At 44.8% G+C, this 17,294-nt stretch carries 18 protein-coding genes, 1 tRNA gene and 2 pseudogenes; 12 read left to right on the top strand and 9 right to left on the bottom strand.

Annotated elements, in window-relative coordinates; all coding sequences use genetic code 11:
• Positions 1-418 precede the first annotated feature (418 nt).
• The 6 genes from QUA97_RS21025 to QUA97_RS28365 all read left to right on the top strand — a co-directional run bounded on the left by QUA97_RS21025 (position 419) and on the right by QUA97_RS28365 (position 5,556).
• Positions 419-1,927 carry an AAA family ATPase gene (locus QUA97_RS21025; protein WP_194067480.1) on the top strand — a complete coding sequence of 503 codons (1,509 nt, stop codon included), beginning with the start codon at positions 419-421 and terminating at the stop codon, positions 1,925-1,927.
• Between the two features lie 236 nt (positions 1,928-2,163).
• Positions 2,164-2,625: an SH3 domain-containing protein gene (locus QUA97_RS21020; protein WP_194067479.1), complete on the top strand. Its 462-nt coding sequence runs from the start codon at positions 2,164-2,166 to the stop codon at positions 2,623-2,625.
• Complete coding sequence (locus tag QUA97_RS21015; protein WP_333195825.1) at positions 2,618-2,773, top strand: hypothetical protein; 156 nt, start codon at positions 2,618-2,620, stop codon at positions 2,771-2,773. Before QUA97_RS21020 ends, QUA97_RS21015 begins: the two co-directional genes overlap by 8 nt.
• Before the next feature lie 341 nt (positions 2,774-3,114).
• Positions 3,115-3,291 carry a hypothetical protein gene (locus QUA97_RS21010; RefSeq protein WP_194010918.1) on the top strand — a complete coding sequence of 59 codons (177 nt, stop codon included), beginning with the start codon at positions 3,115-3,117 and terminating at the stop codon, positions 3,289-3,291.
• A gap of 621 nt (positions 3,292-3,912) precedes the next feature.
• Entirely contained in the window at positions 3,913-5,352 is a 1,440-nt protein-coding gene (locus QUA97_RS21005) for a peptidoglycan-binding domain-containing protein (RefSeq protein ID WP_333195823.1), read from the top strand.
• A 15-nt stretch (positions 5,353-5,367) separates the two neighbouring features.
• Positions 5,368-5,556: a hypothetical protein gene (locus QUA97_RS28365; RefSeq protein ID WP_370589093.1), complete on the top strand. Its 189-nt coding sequence runs from the start codon at positions 5,368-5,370 to the stop codon at positions 5,554-5,556.
• 108 nt (positions 5,557-5,664) lie between these two features.
• Here QUA97_RS28365 and QUA97_RS21000 read toward each other — a convergent pair whose 3' ends face one another.
• Both QUA97_RS21000 and sigC read right to left on the bottom strand, forming a co-directional pair.
• Positions 5,665-6,192 carry a transcriptional repressor gene (locus QUA97_RS21000; protein ID WP_194010916.1) on the bottom strand — a complete coding sequence of 176 codons (528 nt, stop codon included), beginning with the start codon at positions 6,190-6,192 and terminating at the stop codon, positions 5,665-5,667.
• 245 nt (positions 6,193-6,437) lie between these two features.
• The gene (gene sigC, locus QUA97_RS20995; RefSeq protein ID WP_194067476.1) at positions 6,438-7,706 is read right to left on the bottom strand and encodes an RNA polymerase sigma factor SigC; all 1,269 of its coding nucleotides are present in this window, start codon (positions 7,704-7,706) and stop codon (positions 6,438-6,440) included.
• A 531-nt stretch (positions 7,707-8,237) separates the two neighbouring features.
• Between sigC and QUA97_RS20990 the strand changes: the two genes are divergently transcribed.
• Complete coding sequence (locus QUA97_RS20990) at positions 8,238-8,444, top strand: hypothetical protein (RefSeq protein ID WP_194067475.1); 207 nt, start codon at positions 8,238-8,240, stop codon at positions 8,442-8,444.
• Between the two features lie 173 nt (positions 8,445-8,617).
• Here the strand turns inward: QUA97_RS20990 and lipA are convergent.
• Positions 8,618-9,490: pseudogene (gene lipA / locus QUA97_RS20985) on the bottom strand (lipoyl synthase); the annotation flags it as partial.
• 93 nt (positions 9,491-9,583) lie between these two features.
• On the opposite strand from lipA, the gene QUA97_RS20980 reads away from it, so the two are divergent.
• Together QUA97_RS20980 and QUA97_RS20975 are read left to right on the top strand one after the other, a co-directional pair.
• Positions 9,584-9,657: transfer RNA gene (locus QUA97_RS20980), tRNA-Pro, on the top strand.
• A 416-nt stretch (positions 9,658-10,073) separates the two neighbouring features.
• Positions 10,074-11,231 carry an EAL domain-containing protein gene (locus QUA97_RS20975; protein ID WP_333195820.1) on the top strand — a complete coding sequence of 386 codons (1,158 nt, stop codon included), beginning with the start codon at positions 10,074-10,076 and terminating at the stop codon, positions 11,229-11,231.
• A gap of 142 nt (positions 11,232-11,373) precedes the next feature.
• Here QUA97_RS20975 and QUA97_RS20970 read toward each other — a convergent pair whose 3' ends face one another.
• Entirely contained in the window at positions 11,374-12,249 is an 876-nt protein-coding gene (locus QUA97_RS20970; RefSeq protein ID WP_194067473.1) for an SDR family oxidoreductase, read from the bottom strand.
• Positions 12,250-12,255: 6 nt separating this feature from the next.
• On the opposite strand from QUA97_RS20970, the gene QUA97_RS20965 reads away from it, so the two are divergent.
• Positions 12,256-12,438 carry a hypothetical protein gene (locus tag QUA97_RS20965; protein WP_333195817.1) on the top strand — a complete coding sequence of 61 codons (183 nt, stop codon included), beginning with the start codon at positions 12,256-12,258 and terminating at the stop codon, positions 12,436-12,438.
• Between the two features lie 96 nt (positions 12,439-12,534).
• On the opposite strand, the gene xth is transcribed toward QUA97_RS20965, so the two are convergent.
• Complete coding sequence (gene xth / locus QUA97_RS20960) at positions 12,535-13,320, bottom strand: exodeoxyribonuclease III (protein WP_194067471.1); 786 nt, start codon at positions 13,318-13,320, stop codon at positions 12,535-12,537.
• Positions 13,317-14,717: an NB-ARC domain-containing protein gene (locus tag QUA97_RS20955; protein WP_333195814.1), complete on the bottom strand. Its 1,401-nt coding sequence runs from the start codon at positions 14,715-14,717 to the stop codon at positions 13,317-13,319. Before QUA97_RS20955 ends, xth begins: the two co-directional genes overlap by 4 nt.
• Before the next feature lie 242 nt (positions 14,718-14,959).
• On the opposite strand from QUA97_RS20955, the gene QUA97_RS20950 reads away from it, so the two are divergent.
• On the top strand, positions 14,960-15,421 hold the full coding sequence (locus QUA97_RS20950) for a hypothetical protein (protein ID WP_333195812.1): 462 nt from the start codon (positions 14,960-14,962) through the stop codon (positions 15,419-15,421).
• 62 nt (positions 15,422-15,483) lie between these two features.
• Positions 15,484-16,023: an AHH domain-containing protein gene (locus tag QUA97_RS20945; protein ID WP_333146980.1), complete on the top strand. Its 540-nt coding sequence runs from the start codon at positions 15,484-15,486 to the stop codon at positions 16,021-16,023.
• Positions 16,024-16,175: 152 nt separating this feature from the next.
• Here QUA97_RS20945 and QUA97_RS20940 read toward each other — a convergent pair whose 3' ends face one another.
• The 3 genes and pseudogenes from QUA97_RS20940 to QUA97_RS20935 form a co-directional block, all read right to left on the bottom strand.
• A complete protein-coding gene (locus QUA97_RS20940; protein ID WP_333195810.1) occupies positions 16,176-16,493 on the bottom strand; it encodes a helix-turn-helix domain-containing transcriptional regulator in 318 nt (105 codons plus the stop codon).
• Positions 16,465-16,626, bottom strand: a pseudogene (locus QUA97_RS28360) (type II toxin-antitoxin system RelE/ParE family toxin); the annotation flags it as partial. The gene QUA97_RS20940 and the pseudogene QUA97_RS28360, both read right to left, overlap by 29 nt.
• The gene (locus tag QUA97_RS20935; protein WP_333195808.1) at positions 16,625-17,257 is read right to left on the bottom strand and encodes a Panacea domain-containing protein; all 633 of its coding nucleotides are present in this window, start codon (positions 17,255-17,257) and stop codon (positions 16,625-16,627) included. The gene QUA97_RS20935 and the pseudogene QUA97_RS28360, both read right to left, overlap by 2 nt.
• Positions 17,258-17,294: the final 37 nt, after the last annotated feature.

The following is a 17,294-nucleotide window of genomic DNA, read 5'->3' as shown; positions in this document are numbered from 1 at the left end:
TCATTAGTCATTAGTCATTAGTCATTAGTCATTAGTCATTAGTCATTAGTCATTAGTCATTAGTCATTAGTCATTAGCTAATGAAGGATTTGAGTTTTGCTTTTACACGTGAGTGCGATCGTCCTAGCTCGCACTCAAACAAAAAATATTTTTACTCTCCGAAACAAATGCTTCCCTAGCTAACCACTAAGAACTGTGGAATAACGAGTTCAAAAAAATAACACCAACTAGCCACCAATGACTAATGATATCGTACCCGGTCGATTACAATAACAAAAACGGTTCGTAGTGTGGACTTTATTCCGCATTGTTTTGTATTCTAAAGTCCACACAACTCCAATTTTACTAGGTCAATCTACCGGACAACAAATAACAAATAACAAATAACAAATAACAAATAACAAATAACTAATAACTAATGACTATTTTTAGCGACGAGTTTGAACTGCTGCTACGATCGCGCTACCCCCTAATTTACATTCCCACACGGGAAGAAGAGCGCGTCGAAGCAGCGATCGCCCAATGCGCCAAAAAACAGGGTTCTCGTGCAGTCTACATCTGGGATTTTGTTGACGGCTACCAAGGAAATCCCAACGATGCCGGTTTTGGCAAGCGCAACCCGCTGCAAGCTTTAGAATTTCTCGAAAAATTGCCCGCATCCGCGCCGGCCATCTTTATTTTGCGAGACTTTCAGCGGTTTTTAGAAGATGTTTCAATTTCCCGCAAGCTGCGGAATTTGGCGAAACTCCTCAAATCGATGCCCAAAAATATTGTCATCGTCTCTCCAATAACTTCGATCCCCGAAGACCTCAGCGAAGTAATCACAGTTTTGGAGTTTCCCCTGCCTGCGGCGGCGGAAATAAAAATTGAGGTGGAAAGACTGTTAGGGTCTACCGGACAAGCCATAGAAGGGCGTTTGCTGGACGAAACAGTGCGCTCCTGTCAAGGTCTGTCGATCGAACGAATCCGGCGAGTTTTGGCAAAGGCGATCGCCACCAGAGGCGAACTGCACCCAGACGACGCGGAACTGATTTTAGAAGAAAAGCGCCAAACAATCCGCCAAACTCAAATTCTCGATTTTTACCCAGCCCGCGAAAACATCTCCGATATCGGCGGTTTGGACAATCTCAAAGAATGGCTGCTGCGGCGCGGCGGTGCTTTTTCCGAACGAGCCCGCCAATACGGTTTGCCGCATCCCAGAGGCCTGTTGTTAGTCGGAATTCAAGGAACAGGCAAATCCTTAACTGCAAAGGCGATCGCCCACCACTGGCATTTACCCTTGCTGCGATTGGATGTCGGGCGCTTATTTGCCGGATTAGTCGGCGAATCGGAATCGCGCACCAGACAAATGATTCAGCTAGCGGAAGCCTTGGCCCCTTGCGTGCTGTGGATTGATGAGATTGATAAAGCTTTTTCGGGATTGGACGGTAAAGGCGATTCCGGGACAACCAGCCGCGTGTTCGGGACTTTTATTACTTGGCTGGCAGAAAAAACTTCACCGGTTTTTGTAGTCGCTACGGCGAACAACATCCAGTCTTTGCCGCCGGAAATGCTCAGAAAAGGCAGGTTTGACGAAATATTTTTTGTAGGTTTGCCCAGTCAGGAGGAACGGCGGGCAATTTTTGAGGTACATTTATTGCGGTTGCGATCGCACAGTATCAAAAATTACGACTTAGAGCGCTTGGCTTACGAAACTCCCGATTTTTCGGGTGCCGAAATCGAGCAAACTTTGATTGAAGCCATGCACATTGGGTTTAGCCAAAATCGAGACTTTACCACAGATGATATTTTAGAATCAGCCAGTCAGATGGTACCCTTAGCCAGAACGGCGAGCGAGCAAATCCAATTTTTACAAGATTGGGCCGCTGCTGGGAAAGCTCGCCTTGCTTCTAGATACGGCAGTCTGAGCCGCCGGATTCAGGGATAGTCGCTCGAAGACATTGTGCAGATAGTCAGTATTCGGCATTTACCCGCAGCTAAAACTTAGCTCCCAAAGTCTATCCCGCCCATTCCCGATTCCTCCATTCCAGACTCCTCCATTCCCGATTCCCGATTCCCGATTCCCGATTCCGTCTTCCTGATGACTACTGACTACTGACTACTGACTACTGACTACTGACTAATGACTTCTTCCTTCTTCCTTCTTCCTTCTTCCTTTTTCATATGAACAGTATATATAGCGTTTTCAAGTTTTTAGTGGGTTTTCTGCTAGCGATCGTCCTCATGGCAGGCGCTAGCGTGGCGGCTGCACTTTACTTTGCCGCTAAGCTAACTACTGTGCCCGAAAAACCGATGTTTTCCAACGACAAAACAGCAGTTCAGGTTGCCGGCGCAAAACCCAAGTCTACAGCGCAAGCTAGCCCTGTTTCTACATCTAGCGATGAGCAGTCTCCGAAACCCTTAGAACCGGGAGCTTACCGAGCTTTAGTGACTCAGCCGATCGGCTTAATTCTCCGAGACAGTGGGAGCAGAGACTCAAACCGGATTGGCGGTGTCGGTTACAACGAAAAAGTCGTAGTTTTAGAAGATTCCCCGGACAAAGAGTGGCAGCGAATTCGGGTTGAGGATGGCAATCGGGAAGGTTGGGTAAAGGGCGGCAATACTGCAAAAGTCGAAGGTGAATAGGACAATAGCCGATCTCAAGTCCTGCACGACAACCCTGATCCGCGATCGGGAAATTACCAGCCTTAAGAAAGCGTCGATCGGCCTGATAGCTGGGGTTTCCGAGAGCGAAAATCTACGCAAGAAGTCTAATCTTAATCTCCGATTTTAAAATTTAATATCACATTTATTGATAAAAGTCAAGTAAATTTTATTTGCAATATTTGGGATGGCAATCAGAGACTCTGAGACTGTGGGTGCGAGTCCGAGCAAAATCAGCAATTGGACATTAAAGCCAAGCAGTGCAAAGGTTTTTTAACCAAAAATCCCACCCCCAGACCAGGCTTTGTATAAGTAAAAGCTATCTAATTAATTAGAGTATGTTAAGAAACTTAGCAAAATTTTAAGCTTAGTTGCGAAACTGAGGGATTTGTGACCTAGGCAGAAGCAACAGTGATAGCTTTGATCCCAAGAGGTAACTTTTCAGCTTAATAGCTACCAAAAATAAAAGATATGTACGACAAACGTCCCGATCGAGATTTGGCGACTGCTGCTGTAACTGCGGCATTAGGAGCTGGGGTGGTCACTTCTTTTGCAGTCAGCAGAGGCCAAAACCCGCTGGTAGCTTTGGCAATTACTGTTTTTGCGGCGGGAGTAGCTTTGATTTGCGATCGGTTCGGCTTAATTTAAGTTAATGTCCCATTTTTAAGACGAACATTTAACCAATAATATTGTGTCCCTTTGATTTGGTTTTTGTGATTGTAATAGATCAAACTCGATCCAATATCCCACCCCTATTTGCAACCAGCAAGGGTGGGATATTGGATCGATTCTTCAATAAATAATATTTTTCTCAAGCCAAAATAAAAATTTAGTCAAAAATACCCATAACATCGTTTCCGGTCGATGACCGCAAGACAAACTTTTCGTAGTGCGGACTTTAGTTTGTTTTCATGGAGCGTATGCAAGGAGAGCACTACGAACCTTAACCGCGCCTGTGCTGTCAATCCAATCGGTGATAGAGGCATAAACCGTATTCTTGGCAGTATGTCAGGACTGACCCAAAAATTTATCATTTTTGGCGATCGAGGTTAAGATGTGGCTGCAAACTTTTTGCCTGACACTCGCGTCAGTACAAACAGCGATGCTATCTTGGTTGTTACCTGTAATTATTTTTGAAGGCAATTTTTTTAGACAAACAGGGTTGCTTCGCGCGAACAGGTAAAACTCAGTCTTGATAGAATCGGAGCAATCCAAAGCTCAGTTTGAGTTTGCTCGTACACCACAGCCACAATTTAACAGTAAAAATTTATGGAATCCCTCGCCTACCTCGAACTTGCTCTTGTTTGCGAAGCACCCGCAGAGTCGAAAATTGTTGATGGGCCCAAGTGGCAAAACCGATCGACTCATACTTATGTCCGTTTGCTGTCTCTGGCCTTGATGCTGTCGGTTTTGAGCGCGGCCGGTTCGGCTTTTGCTCAAATAGATCCTGTTAGTCCAGATGTGCGCTCTGTTCAAGACCGGTTGCGGGATCTCGGTTATTTTCCCCGATCTTCCACCGGTCAGCTAGGCCCGGTAACTAGACAAGCTCTGACTAACTTTCAACGAGACTATCAATTGTCGCTGACTGGCCGGCCCGATCGAGCTACGGCGATCGCTCTCAACAGTTTAGCCCAGGACGATCGACCTTTTAAAACTACTTATACAAACTATAGCTATACCGAACTCAGTTTTGGAGACACCGGTGCAGAGGTTTCGGCCCTCCAGCGCAGGTTGCAGCAGCTAGGCTACTTCAACGCTCATCCCACAGGAAATTTTCGCGAAGTTACTGTCCGTGCGGTGAGATATTTCCAGCGAATTAATGGGCTGCAGGTGACTGGAGTTGCTGACCGGCAAACTTTAGCTTTGCTGTTTGGCTCCATCGGGCCGATTCCGCCCGCTACGCCTGGGGGGAATATTTCGGGAAATGGCGGTTGCAAGGGGCTGCGCTTCGGGGACAGAGGGGCGACGGTAGACTTGATCCAGCGGCAGTTAAAAGCTTTGGGTTATTTTGAAGGCGACGTTGACGGCAAGTTTCGCGAGCGCACTCTTTACGCTGTGACTCGTTTTCAGCAAGATTATAATTTGGTTTCTGACGGCTGCGCTGACACGGCAACTTTGACTGCTATCGATGCCGAGATGAGGTCTAATCAAATTACCTTATATCCTGGAGAAAATGACGAGCAGAGTAATGCTGGAGATTTTCTGGAGTTGGGCGACACAGGCCGAGAAGTTGAATTTGTGCAGCGGCGGCTGCAACAATTGGGTTATTACAGGAGCCAGATTCACGGTTGGTTCGATCGACCAACTCAGATAGCTTTGATCCGGTTTCAGAAAGATAGCGGGATGTTCGGGACTGGTCGGGTGGATCGCAGCACTCGATCGGCTTTGCGACTAGGCCACAGGCAGGCAGCAAAGGCGCAGCAGCCAGTCGCAAGGGGTATCCGGCGGGGTGATAGAGGGCCTGCGGTGCTACAGCTTCAATCAGCGCTCAGAAGTCTTGGCAAAAATCCCGGCCCGATGAACGGAGTATTTGGAGCCGAGACTGAATGGGCGGTGCTGTCGTTTCAGCAGGAACGCAATTTGTCTCCGGCGACGGGTATTGCCACTCCGGCAACTTTGACCGAAATTCAAAACAGATTGGCTCGGAGGTTGCCTGTTCCTGCTGTTCCGATTAGCAGCACTGTTAATTCTCGTCGATCGAGCATTTAATACTGACAAAGGCGACTGCAAGACTTCGGCTTTTACAGGGGTTCCGTCAGCGGAGTTTTGGATGCTCAGACGAGATATGCCCTCGATCGAGATCAGCGCAGTTACGGCGTTAGCAGTGACGATTTGTTGACAAACTTTTTAGGGACTTGCGGGCGCTACATCAAACAAATCGGGTTTCTAACTTCCGAGTCATTCGTCAAATGATGTATTTTCCTTAAAAAACCGGTTTCGGCGTAACTGCGATCGCACTTGCGCCGTTTTTTTGTTAATTATTGTAACAATCTGTACTTGAAACGCGAAAATAGTGTACCTTCACTCGATTGACTCCAGAACGTTGTGGCCGTTTTCGGCGATCGACTTCGGACAAGACCAATTGCTCGAAACCAAAGACGGCCATCCCATCCGCAAAGCTTCGTGACACACCGTATGAATAGTTAGCTGGCAGTCTAGCAGGTGCAATCCAGACTTTTCAGCTTGCTTCATACCTGTTTTCAAAATCGAATCGTTGTTAAATTCGATCGTTCTGTTGCACTGAACGCAGACTAAGTGGTGGTGGTGGTGCGGATAAGGCTGATTTATTTCATAATGTTTGTGACCTTCTGCTAGTTCGAGTTCCCGGAGTAGGCTCATCCTTGCCATTAACTTTAAAGTTCGGTAAATGGTGGACAAGCTAATGTTTTCTCCGCGATTTTTTAACAAAGTGTACAAATCCTCGGCACTCAGGTGATTGCCTTTGGGGAGGTTTTGAAAAACGTGCAAGATGGTTTCCCGTTGGGGAGTCATCCGCCAGCCTTTGTCATTGAGTTCGGATTTGAATGAAGACGCGGTGTAAAGTGCCATTATGACCCTCTCAAGAAAGTCTGCCTATTGACAATCATACACAACGATCGAGATATTGTGCAAATATCGGAGCTTATTGAAAAAAGGTTGAGGAAAAAATTTATTTTTTGATATTTTTCGATGGCAAATAGGCCCGAAAGCCCCAGACAGAAGACATAGAAATCCTTGAGAAGTAGAAATCAATACTTCTGCTTTCCGTCTTCTATCTAGATTCAGAAACCGACAGTAGATGCACGCCCATTAATTTAATTGAGAGACTCCAGATAGTCACGGACGCGGTTGCGGCGCTTTGGTTGACGGAGTTTTTGCAACGCTTTAGCTTCTATTTGACGGACTCGCTCGCGGGACAAGTCGAGAGCACGACCGATTTCTGCCAGAGAGTAGGGGTGTCCGTCGCCCAAACCAAAGCGCATCAGAATTACATCTCGTTCGCGGCTGGTCAAATCTGCCAAAAGTTGCTGCAAGTCGCGGTGCAGAGCTTCTCGCATCAGCATTTCTTCTGGGGAGATGCTGTCGGTTTCGAGCAAGTCGCCCAATTCTGTATCTTTTTCGTTGCCCACTTTAGTTTCCAGAGAAACAGAGCGCGGGACTCGCAACAAAACTTCTCGGACTTGGGATGGTGTCATTTCCAGCTCGATCGCGATATCTTCGATGGTAGCTGTCCGACCTTTTTCTTGAGAAATTTTGCGCTGGGCTTTTTTGATTTTGTTAAGTTTTTCGGTGATGTGAACGGGGAGGCGGATGGTGCGGCTTTGAGTAGCTATCGCCCGCGTAATTCCCTGCCGAATCCACCAGTAGGCATAGGTGCTAAACCGATAGCCCCGCGTCGGGTCGAATTTTTCGACGGCTCGCTCCAATCCGAGAGTACCTTCTTGTATTAAATCTAGCAACTCTAAACCGCGATTTTGATATTTTTTCGCTACCGAAACAACTAGGCGCAGGTTCGCCTTAATCATGTGGTCTTTTGCTTCGATGCCTTCAGCTTGAATTCTTTCTATCTCCTCGACAGTCATCTCTGCTAATTCTGCCCAATGCCGCTTGCCTTCGGACATAATTCGTTTTAGTTCTGGCACGTCGCCTACACCTGCTGTTAATGCCCAGCGTTCCAGGGAAGGCTTGTGTCCCAACTGTGCGGACAGGCGATCGCGCACCTCTATTACATGAACGAAGCGCCCAATTAGCCCTTCTTCCTGAGAGGCGACGGTACTGCGTAATTCCAGTAGTTTGATATAGCGCTGAACTTTTTGAGCTTCTGACACTTCTTCGTCTCTACCTAAGAGACGAACGCGACCGATTTCTTGTAAGTAAAGGCGCACTAAATCCGTAGTGCGGCGGCTGGCATTTTTTTGCAATTTGGATGCTGTCTCTGCATCCTCAATCTCTGCTGCGCGTTGGTCGATGAGTTCGTCCCCAGCTTCTTCAGCATCTTCATCCAACACATCTACATCTTGCAATGGATTGACTTGCAGTTGTTCGTCGAATTCAGCTTCAGCGTAAAAAGAGGTGGCTGGCATAGTGATTTTCTCAGTTGCTCCGGGTGAAAAGATGCTACGCTTAGCGGTTATTTATAATTATGAGGCCCGCTTTATTAAGACGAACCATCACCGCTGTTTGTTTCTTTACTAACTTTCGTGACTTTTTTTGCTGTTGTTCGATCGAACTTTGGCAGCCCCACTTCTTTTACAAAGATTCAGGAAAACCCTAAGAACTTTCTGATGTAACAGGTTGAAGGCCAGAAAAGTGCGTTGTACTTCTTTGTTTGTATAGCTAGTATAGATAGTGACAGGCTAAAAACAAGTGACGTTCGTCAGAAGTTAAGTTAATCTTCATCACCAATAACCTGGTTCCCGATCACTTCGGAAAATTAAGGATTTTTTTAATAAAACTTTATATAACTCGGCGCGATCGACTAAATACCTGCTGTGGATGGAAGTTTAATCTCTTGCAGAATATGAGGTTCAGAGTTGATCTTATTTTCAATACCGAGTTGCGACTGACGAAAAAACCGGGTTTCCCGACAAAAATTTAGGATTTAAACTGATAATTTGAGGAAAAAACTCGATCGATCGAGGTTTTTTGCCGGAATCGCTTTTTTTGAGGAAACAGCAGCCGATAATTATTTTGGTGTTGGCTGTGGCTTCTGGTTCAACCTCACCCAAGAGAAACGGCATCGGAAACCGAGTTTTTTGCACTCGCGCTTGGACGGAAAGGGCTGGTTGTTCCTGCTGTTACCGGAGGTCGATCGGGTTTGATACGGCGTGCGCTAGATTAACCGCACGCACTCTTGGAGCGCGCGTGCGGACTTCAGTTTGTTCTCAGACTGCGGAATTTAGTCCGCACTACAAACCCTTTTTTGATGGTAATCGATCGCACATGATATGAGCTAGCGCCCGATCGATCGCCAGTGCACCGCGAGTTTAAATTGCTAGCGCGGGTAAAGTTTCATCAATTCCCTCACCTGTTCGGCGTGATACGAACTGCGAGTTAAGGGAGAAGCAACAACTTGCAAGAATCCCAAAGATTCGCCAAACTCTCTCCAAGCATCAAACTGTTCGGGCGGCACAAAACTTTCTACATTCAAGTGCTTTTGAGTCGGTTGCAGGTACTGTCCAACTGTCAAAATATCGCAGCCGACAGCCCGCAAGTCCTGCATCGCCTCCCGAATTTCGCTGTCTGTTTCTCCCAGTCCCACCATGATGCCGGATTTGGTGTAAACCCCCGGTGCGATTTGGCGGCTGCGCTGTAAAAGTTCCAGCGTGCGATCGTACTTTCCTTGCGGCCGCACTTTCCGGTAAAGTCGCTTTACAGTTTCGGTATTGTGGTTGAGTACATCGGGGCGGGCTGCGAGAATAATTTCTAAAGCTTGCCAATTGCCGCACAAGTCGGGAATCAAAACTTCTATGGTTGTATCGGGCATTGTCGATCGCACCGCTTGAATGCACTCGACAAACACAGACGCGCCCCCATCCGGCAAATCGTCCCGGTTTACAGAAGTAATCACAACGTGATTCAGTTTTAGCCGCTGCACAGCTTGCGCCAATCTTTCGGGTTCCGTCGGATCTAAAGCTTGGGGCTTTTTCTCAAAATCGATATCGCAGTAAGGACAGGCGCGGGTGCAAGCCGGGCCCATAATCAAAAATGTCGCAGTACCCGCGTTGAAGCATTCCCCAATGTTGGGGCACGACGCCTCTTCGCAAACCGTATTCAGGGATAAATCCCGCAAAATTTCTTTGACGTTGCCGACGCGCTCCCACTGGGGGGCTTTAACTCGCAACCACTGGGGCTTAACTGTCACGCCTGTCTCCGCCTGAGTAGTGTTTTACAAATCATTATATACGAGCTTGGTGAATTTGGAATTGAATGTGATATCGTAAAATATAGTGACTAAATTCGGGATGTAGCGCAGCTTGGTAGCGCACCTCGTTCGGGACGAGGGGGTCGCAGGTTCAAATCCTGTCATCCCGATTTTAAAATTAAATTTGATATTCTGCAGCCAGTAAGTTTGTTTCGGGCGATCGTCCGGCTGTCTATACTTGTAGTGAGCTGAAATTGTCGATCGGGCTGTTCATCCCTCTTGACTCTAAAAATCAACTGTAACGGTTATTTTTGCCAAGCAATGTAGAGAATAATGTGTCAAGAATCAGAGCAGCAGTAGACAGTAGAGAGCAAGTCTGAATATTCTCTCTTTGTTGAGATTCGAGACTGTGTTTGATTGTATGTACTCGATCGATGCTGAGAAATTTTACCAAGGTTTGAAACCAGAGGCAAGTAAAAACACTGCCAGAGTAATTCTTAACGATTTCTTAATCAATATTTACACCTTGAGGTAGATATATTAATAGCTGAATAGGCTTACAATTGTAACCAATATTATATTAATTGTGAAATTTATCCAAAAATCGGAGGATATTCTAGTGCAAAGAAGTGGCAAAGCCTTCGGCTCCTGTTCTCGCTGCGAAACAGTACCCCAAAAAATAGAGGGTCGCGGAGGCTTATACCTGTGGTTTCCAGTGTCGCACACGCTGAGCAAGGTTATTTCTGCACTGAGGGAGACAAAACTTGAATTCCAGCTTTTAGAGGAGAGCAAGTGTTTGTACATTACCCTGGAGGGAATAGCAAAAGAAAACTTTAGCGCCCTAGCAGCCTCGGTGTTGACAAATCAAGAATTGAAAGAAACAAAAGTTTTGTGGATGCGGGAAGTTGAGCAGCCACAATTTAGCGATTTTTATCGCAGCACTTCCTTAGACTCTTTTATTAACTTCAGCAATTCTGATTGGCTGTTAGATTTATTGTACGAAGAACGCATTACTACACATTTTCAGCCCATTGTTTATACCTCAGATACTTCTAAGATTTTTGCCCACGAAGCGCTACTCCGAGGTATTGACGAGCAAGGAAACTTAATTCCTCCAGGTCGGATTTTTGGTCAAGCTGAATCAGCAGGTATAATTTTTCAACTAGATGCTTTAGCCCGGACACGCGCTATTCGCGAAGCCAAGGTACACGAGATCGAAGAACTACTTTTTATTAATTTCTCTCCGACTGCTGTTTACGATCCCGCTACGTGCCTGCGAATGACGGTGCAGGCTATTGATGAATCGGGAATTCCTCACAGCAATATTGTTTTTGAAGTAGCGGAATCTCAGCACCCTCCCGATATGGATCACTTGATTAAAATTCTGAGTTTTTACCGAGAAGCGGGATTTTTAATTGCCTTGGACGATTTTGGTAGCGGTTCTTCTAATTTAAATTTGATGCACCAGTTGCGACCGGATTTTCTAAAGTTGGATATGCAATTAATTCGCAACGTTCATCAAGATTTTTATAAGGCACTAATTACTGAAAAAATGTTAGAAGTTGCCGCTCAATTACAGATTAAAACTGTTGCTGAAGGTGTGGAAACTGTGGAGGAGTTAGAGTGGGTGCGACAGCGGGGAGCAGATTTTGTTCAAGGTTTTTTGATTGCTAAGCCTTGTTCTCCACCCATCGCAGTTACCAAATATATTGGTGGTGCTGAACCTGTTTCTCTGTCCGTTTAAAATGGTATTCTATGGCTTATTGGTACCCCGGCAGAGCATCTGGATCGGTCTCCAGCAAAACGATCAAATTTCCAAACAGAGCCTCTAGATATTCATTATCAGGCAGAGCCTGGTAACGAGAAAGCCAGAAAATTAGAAAATATTAAACGCTTAAATTGCGCCGCAAAAAGCTTTCTAGGGATTCCATTCTCATGTTGTAGATAGACTCCAAATTTTGCACTTCTTCGGGAGTGCAGAAAAACTCGTTACCCAACAATACCCGCAAAGTTCCTAAGCTTTTTTGAGCTTGAGGATTCAACAAACCCAAGACATTTCGCAAGCCGTCAAACACAACCAAGGGGGGATTAATTACCACAGGTTCACGATTGAACAAGCGTCCGAAAATCCGGGCAATGTCGTCTCTGCTCAGAACATCGGGGCCGCCGACTGCTAAAATTTGGTTGCGCGCGCCTTCGACTGTTGCCGAGTTTACGGCAATTTTTGCTAAGTCGTCGGTACTGACAACTGAGGTGCGGTTTTTGGCGTCGCCAATCAGCAGGTAAAGTCCGGTTTCTCGAAATCTTTCGGCGAGTGGCAGCAGGCTGGAAGCAAAACCGGCGGGCCGCAAAATGGTATAGTTTAATCCGCTGTTTTGCAGGTATTTTTCGACTTCTCGTTTGGCTTTGAATACTGCGGAATCTTCGTATCCGCGATCGACTCCCAGTACAGAAATAAAGACAAAATGCTCAACTCCGGCTTCTTTGGCGCAGTCGATAAGTTCTATGTTGGCGCGGTAGTGTACTGCTTGAACGTCGCCGCCGGTGCCGTGGGTGCTGATGATGTACTGGACTCCTTGGCAGGCTTTTTTAATATCTTTGTCTTGTTTCAAGTCGCCGATAAAAATATCTGCTCCTCGATTTTCTAGTTCCGAGTAGCGAGAGGCGAGGCGAACAAAGGCGCGGACAGGCTTGTCTTGCTGTCTGATTTCTCGTACTATTCGGCGGCCTAGGGCGCCTGTTGCTCCGGTTACTAAGAACATAATTTTTTGGGGTTTATTGTTATGGGAGAAGGAAGTTCGGCAGCGGATTTTGTAACGGATGTAACGGATGGAATGAGCAATTTTCTGCAAGGGGTTTTAGAAACTCGGTTGCTTGATTTTCTAGTTGCTAAACCTAAGATTTATCGTAGAAACCGGGTTTATTTTGCCAAGGATCGCTTAGGATTATAGAAATAAACCCGGTTTCTTAAATTTCTGGTTGTTAAACCTAGGATTTATCGTAGAAACCGGGTTTATTTTGCCTTAATCTTATTTATAACTCACAATTCAAATTTCGACAATTACGGGGGTGTGGTCGCTGGGTTTGATTAATTTTCTGGGAGCAATGTCTATTGTACAGTTTTTTGCTTTTTCGTACAGGGAATGGCTGAGATAATGGTGGTCGATTCTCCAACCGTTGTTGCGGGGAAATGCGGCGGCGCGATAGTCCCACCAGCTATAATGGCCGCCTTCTGAGGTGAATTTGCGGAAGGGGTCGTTTAATCCTAATTCGATGATTTCTGTTAATGCTTGGCGTTCGGCTACTGATAGGCCAACTGAGTTTGCAGCAGCTTTGGGATTGTGAATATCTCGATCGTCCGGTACGATATTGAAGTCGCCGCAAATGCACAGGTTGGGCGATTTGTCTAGTGCTATTTTGAGGTATTCTTGCAGCAGTTTGAGCCAATGCAGTTTGTACTCATATTTCTCGCTACCGACTTCGGAACCGTTGGGAACGTAGACTGAGATGATGCAAATATCGTCGATAACCCCGGCTATGAGGCGTTTTTGTTCGTCGAAGCTGCCGACGGTTTCGGTGTCGAGAAGGGGGGAAAATCCGGTGCTGATTTGTGACATGGGCGATCGGCTAAAAATAGCTACGCCGTTGTAGGATTTTTGGCCGGAAATGTAACAGTTGTAGCCGAGGTTGGTGAAGGGCTCTAGGGGGAAGTCTTTGTCTGTGACTTTGGTTTCTTGCAAGCAGAGAATGTCTATTTGGTTGGTTTGCAACCAGTTAGTAACGTGTTCGATGCGGGTGCGAATTGAGTTGACGTTCCAGGTGGCGATTTTCATTTCTTGTTTGTTATGTACTCTCTGATTGCTGGTTCGATCGTGAAGTGCGATCGCCCGTTTTGCTTGACTGTTTCAACTAATGACCGTCGTCCTAAAGATTGCATGACTTTCAAGAGTTCTGGCGGTGATAGTTGCAGGTTGTCTGGCTTTTTTGAGATGTCTGCTGGTTCGATCGCACTTGCTAGCCAATAAATCACTTGTTGTTCGGATGCGGTTAGGCGATCGCACTGCTGCTGCAATAGTGATTCTAAGTCACCTAAAAATAGGGTATCATAGGAGAGGAATTCGGAAACGCTGCCGCCGAACAAGTCTTGAATTAATGTGGCAATTATATTTAACCATAAGGGATTGCCTCGGTAAAGGTCGATTAGTTGTGACCATTTTTCCGGTTCTGCTAATCCTTTTTCTCTGAATATTTCCTGTGCTTCCGGGCCTAAAGCGTTGAGTTGCAGAGATTTGCAGGGGCGGTTTTCACCTTCTACTGCGGCGATTTCTCTGGGCTTTTCCCAACTCAGGAGGATTAAACAACTGTTGTGGGATAATTCTGCTATTTGTTTGAAGAATGGGCCGTAATTTTCATAGCCTGGTTGGTAATTTCCTGCGAGTTGTTGGCTGCTGAAGATGGTTTGGATATCATCGAGGATTAGGAGACAGCGGTGCGATCGTAAATATTCTAGTAGGGGTAATCTCCCTGTGGTTGCCCTTTCTTCGGGATAGGGCGCGGGCACGGTGGCACCGCCCCAACAGAATTTAATTAAGTCGGTTTGGAGTGAAGCCAGCGGTGGCGCGTCGCGGAGACTTCGCCAGATTATGCGATCGAATTCGTGTTGAATTTGTGGGATTAGTTGGAGTGTTAGGGCGGTTTTGCCAATACCGGATAAGCCGTATATGGTGATGAGGCGGGTGCGGCCTAAAATCCAGTTTTCGAGGGTGGTGAGTTCGGATGTGCGGTTATAGAATAGGTTGGGTTCTGGTGCGTCGGATAAGTCTTGAGATACTGTAAGTTTAGCGTTTTCTGTTGGTTTATTTGATATATCCTCGTTTTTATGTGTTGGTTCGGGGACTGTGAAAGAGAGGGAACCATCTGTGGAGACTTTACCTATCTGCACACAGCCATTCCCAGTAATGGAGAAATTCGAGAATTGCCATCTCTCTACAGTTGGGCGAAAGTTAGATTGATTGATGTCTTCACCTAATGTTTCTGATAAAAGCTTCCATAATTTTGAGGCTACTTTTTTGACATGAGCTTCGCTACGGTGGCAGCTTTTGGCAATTTCAGGGTATTTCTGGCGTTGCCAAGTACCGCGCAATATAGCTTCTTGAAGATGGTCTAGGTGTTTTTGCGTTTTGGTGAATACAAGATTGTCAGCGCATTCTAAAACTTCTTGAACGTCCATATATCGAGTAGGGGGTGGGGTTTTGCCTATGATTTCCCTACTCTATCCTACTGTTTGATACTTTAGCAACTAAATCCTACTTAATTCAATATGTTTTGAGGTAAAAATGGCTACTAAAGTATACTATTTGCTAGTTAAATAAAATAAAGTTAGATGATATCATATCAAAAGGTATTAATTTTTGAGTCTAAACATTCTCGTCCGTCAACTTTATTATTTAAAGCAGGAAAATTAACAGTAATATGGGGAAAATAAAATCATCCTCTGAAGATCGTAATGAAAATACTTCAAAAGTGCTTTCTGGAATCTGGGAGGTACTTTGGTTTATACTGAAATTGTGTTTTAAAATCGCATTTGGAGTGGTATTTTGGGTAATTGCATTTGCTTTTGCACTTGGAGGGGTTAAACTTCCAAATCTTCCTGATTTTACTTCTAAACGAAGACCGGTAAAATTTGATCCTGATAAATATAGAAGTAATTTTCAAAATCTGACACTTCAAGAACTACTGAATGAATTTGGCGAACAATTGGATCAACTAGAACAGCAAGGTAAATTAAAACCTCAGCAGCAAGAAGTTATCCGTAAGATTCGTAAATTTGACCGTTCAAAGTATGACAAGCGTCTCCGAAATCTTTTTAATGATAATGAGATAGAGGAACTTTTAATGTTGATCTTGGTGTTACTTGGAGTTGAGGTGTCTTAATGTCAATGAAAAGATACTTTCATAATATTACGATCAAATCTAGCTCGCCACTGGTAAACTCTTTGAATATTGAGCCAGGAGATTATTGGGGAAAGTTTGATCCCTCTACAAAAAAGCTGCTTCTACAAAATAAAAAGGCAAAGAAGGATGGCGAAATACTTCAGTTAGATGTTACATTTGAAGAACTACTTGTTATACTTACGATGGCTGGTGGAATAATTGACGAGTCTAAACTAGAACTTGCTCGGGGATCTAAATTTTCTAGTAAAGAAAAAGGATTTGTCGCGCACCATGTTATACCAGTTGACGTATGGGCAAATAGCAGTTTGACACGTGCAGCAATAAACCACCACCTTTTTCATAAGGATCACGACACTGATATTAACCGTTTCCTTCTGTCAGTTACGTTCCATAAAGGGAGTCATCCAAGATACTCAAAATTTGTACACGACATTCTTGAAGAGGAATGGGATGACAAAAAAGATGACTTAATAGGAAATAATGGAGCTATGCAACAACTTTTGATCGACATTATTGATTATTTAAGAGATGAAATAAACAGATGGATAGAAGACGGAATTTGCTCAATTAATGATGTGTAGTTTAAAAAAGTTGAGTGATCGCCCTTTCTCTCCCTATTTTCTGCAAAAGCGTGATCGCCCTTTCTCTCCCTATTTTATGAAAAAGAGCGATCGTCCTTCCTTATTTCACCTAATTTCCAAGTGCCATCGATCCTAACTCCTTGATTAATTACCTATTTTACTGCGACAGCTAACTGCAACCCCAGTTTATCTAGTAGAGTTATCAAAGCATAAATTTCCTCGCCCCCATTCTCAGACAACATCCGATCGAGCTTCTCATATATAAGTTTAGCTTCTGTCGATAACTTATTCATCTGTAAATAAGCATCCACCACATCTTTAAGTCCTGCTCGCAGTAATTCCGGTTCTGGTTTTTCTGACTCTAATTCCAACATAACCTCGATATAGCTAGCAACCCTTTCAGGGGTTTTTAAAGAAGAAATCAAGTATTCGTGGTAGCTTCTAGTTCTTGGCACTTTGTGTTCTTTCATAATCTCTCCAGTATTTTTTAGCTGGGCTAATATCTTGTTCTTGAGTGCTTTTATCACCGCCACATAGCAGCTACACAACTGTTAACCCTACTTGTCCAAAATAAACCCGATAGCCTGGGCCATAATCAATTTTAGACTGAGGTTTCTTCTTTGACACGGCCCGAATAATATTTTCTCATCGATTCTTGAGAAATAATCGCATGACAAGATTCGTCTCTCGGCAAATCCCCTCTCGCTTCTAGCCAAGGCATTTCACTGCAAATCATTCGTTCCAAAGTTTCATCATCATACTCAAAATATGCCTCAGCAACTTCTTCGATAAATTGCCCAATTTTTTGGGGAAGTTTCGGTTGTTCGATTTTCTCTGTAATTTGTTCCCAACTAAATTCGCGTTGATACTTCTCTAATAAATCGGGAATCACCGGCCCGTGAATCCAGGCTTGAAAATCTGCATCAAAGAGTGGCTTGCCGTAAACTCCTAAATACCAAGCTTGAGCGTAATACACGAGTTTTTGTAGCTTGTAGACGTTGATTGCTACATCAGTTTGCGCGGCTAACCAGATGAAAGCATTTGCAATATCTCGATCGCTAAGTTTGTCCGAATTAGCTGGAACCGCAACAACTTTCAGTTGACCTTCGCCTATCTGTTCCAATAGTTCAGAAACCGACAAGTTAAATTCTCCGGCAATTTGCTCAACTCTTTGCCAGACTGGAGAACTTACAGTTATTTGATATTCAGTTGTGATTGAGGTAGCTTGAGTCATGGCAGTTCTGAGAGCTGACTTAAATAATTGTAGCAAA

The sequence above is a fragment of the Microcoleus sp. CZ3-B2 genome (assembly GCF_036705055.1).
In the GTDB taxonomy this organism is placed as follows: Bacteria; Cyanobacteriota; Cyanobacteriia; order Cyanobacteriales; family Microcoleaceae; genus Microcoleus.
The sequence above is the reverse complement of the archived record's forward strand: the minus strand, read 5'-3'. Positions and strand labels throughout refer to the sequence as shown.

Excerpts from the sequence above, each read along its gene's own strand:
- sigC (WP_194067476.1), bottom strand. The coding sequence starts at position 7,706 with ATGCCAGCCACCTCTTTTTACGCTGAAGCTGAATTCGACGAACAACTG.
- xth (WP_194067471.1), bottom strand. The coding sequence starts at position 13,320 with ATGAAAATCGCCACCTGGAACGTCAACTCAATTCGCACCCGCATCGAA.
- QUA97_RS21005 (WP_333195823.1), top strand. The coding sequence starts at position 3,913 with ATGGAATCCCTCGCCTACCTCGAACTTGCTCTTGTTTGCGAAGCACCC.
- QUA97_RS21020 (WP_194067479.1), top strand. The coding sequence starts at position 2,164 with ATGAACAGTATATATAGCGTTTTCAAGTTTTTAGTGGGTTTTCTGCTA.
- QUA97_RS21010 (WP_194010918.1), top strand. The coding sequence starts at position 3,115 with ATGTACGACAAACGTCCCGATCGAGATTTGGCGACTGCTGCTGTAACT.
- QUA97_RS20935 (WP_333195808.1), bottom strand. The coding sequence starts at position 17,257 with ATGACTCAAGCTACCTCAATCACAACTGAATATCAAATAACTGTAAGT.
- QUA97_RS21025 (WP_194067480.1), top strand. The coding sequence starts at position 419 with ATGACTATTTTTAGCGACGAGTTTGAACTGCTGCTACGATCGCGCTAC.
- QUA97_RS20970 (WP_194067473.1), bottom strand. The coding sequence starts at position 12,249 with ATGTTCTTAGTAACCGGAGCAACAGGCGCCCTAGGCCGCCGAATAGTA.
- QUA97_RS21000 (WP_194010916.1), bottom strand. The coding sequence starts at position 6,192 with ATGGCACTTTACACCGCGTCTTCATTCAAATCCGAACTCAATGACAAA.
- QUA97_RS20950 (WP_333195812.1), top strand. The coding sequence starts at position 14,960 with ATGGGGAAAATAAAATCATCCTCTGAAGATCGTAATGAAAATACTTCA.
- QUA97_RS20940 (WP_333195810.1), bottom strand. The coding sequence starts at position 16,493 with ATGAAAGAACACAAAGTGCCAAGAACTAGAAGCTACCACGAATACTTG.
- QUA97_RS20955 (WP_333195814.1), bottom strand. The coding sequence starts at position 14,717 with ATGGACGTTCAAGAAGTTTTAGAATGCGCTGACAATCTTGTATTCACC.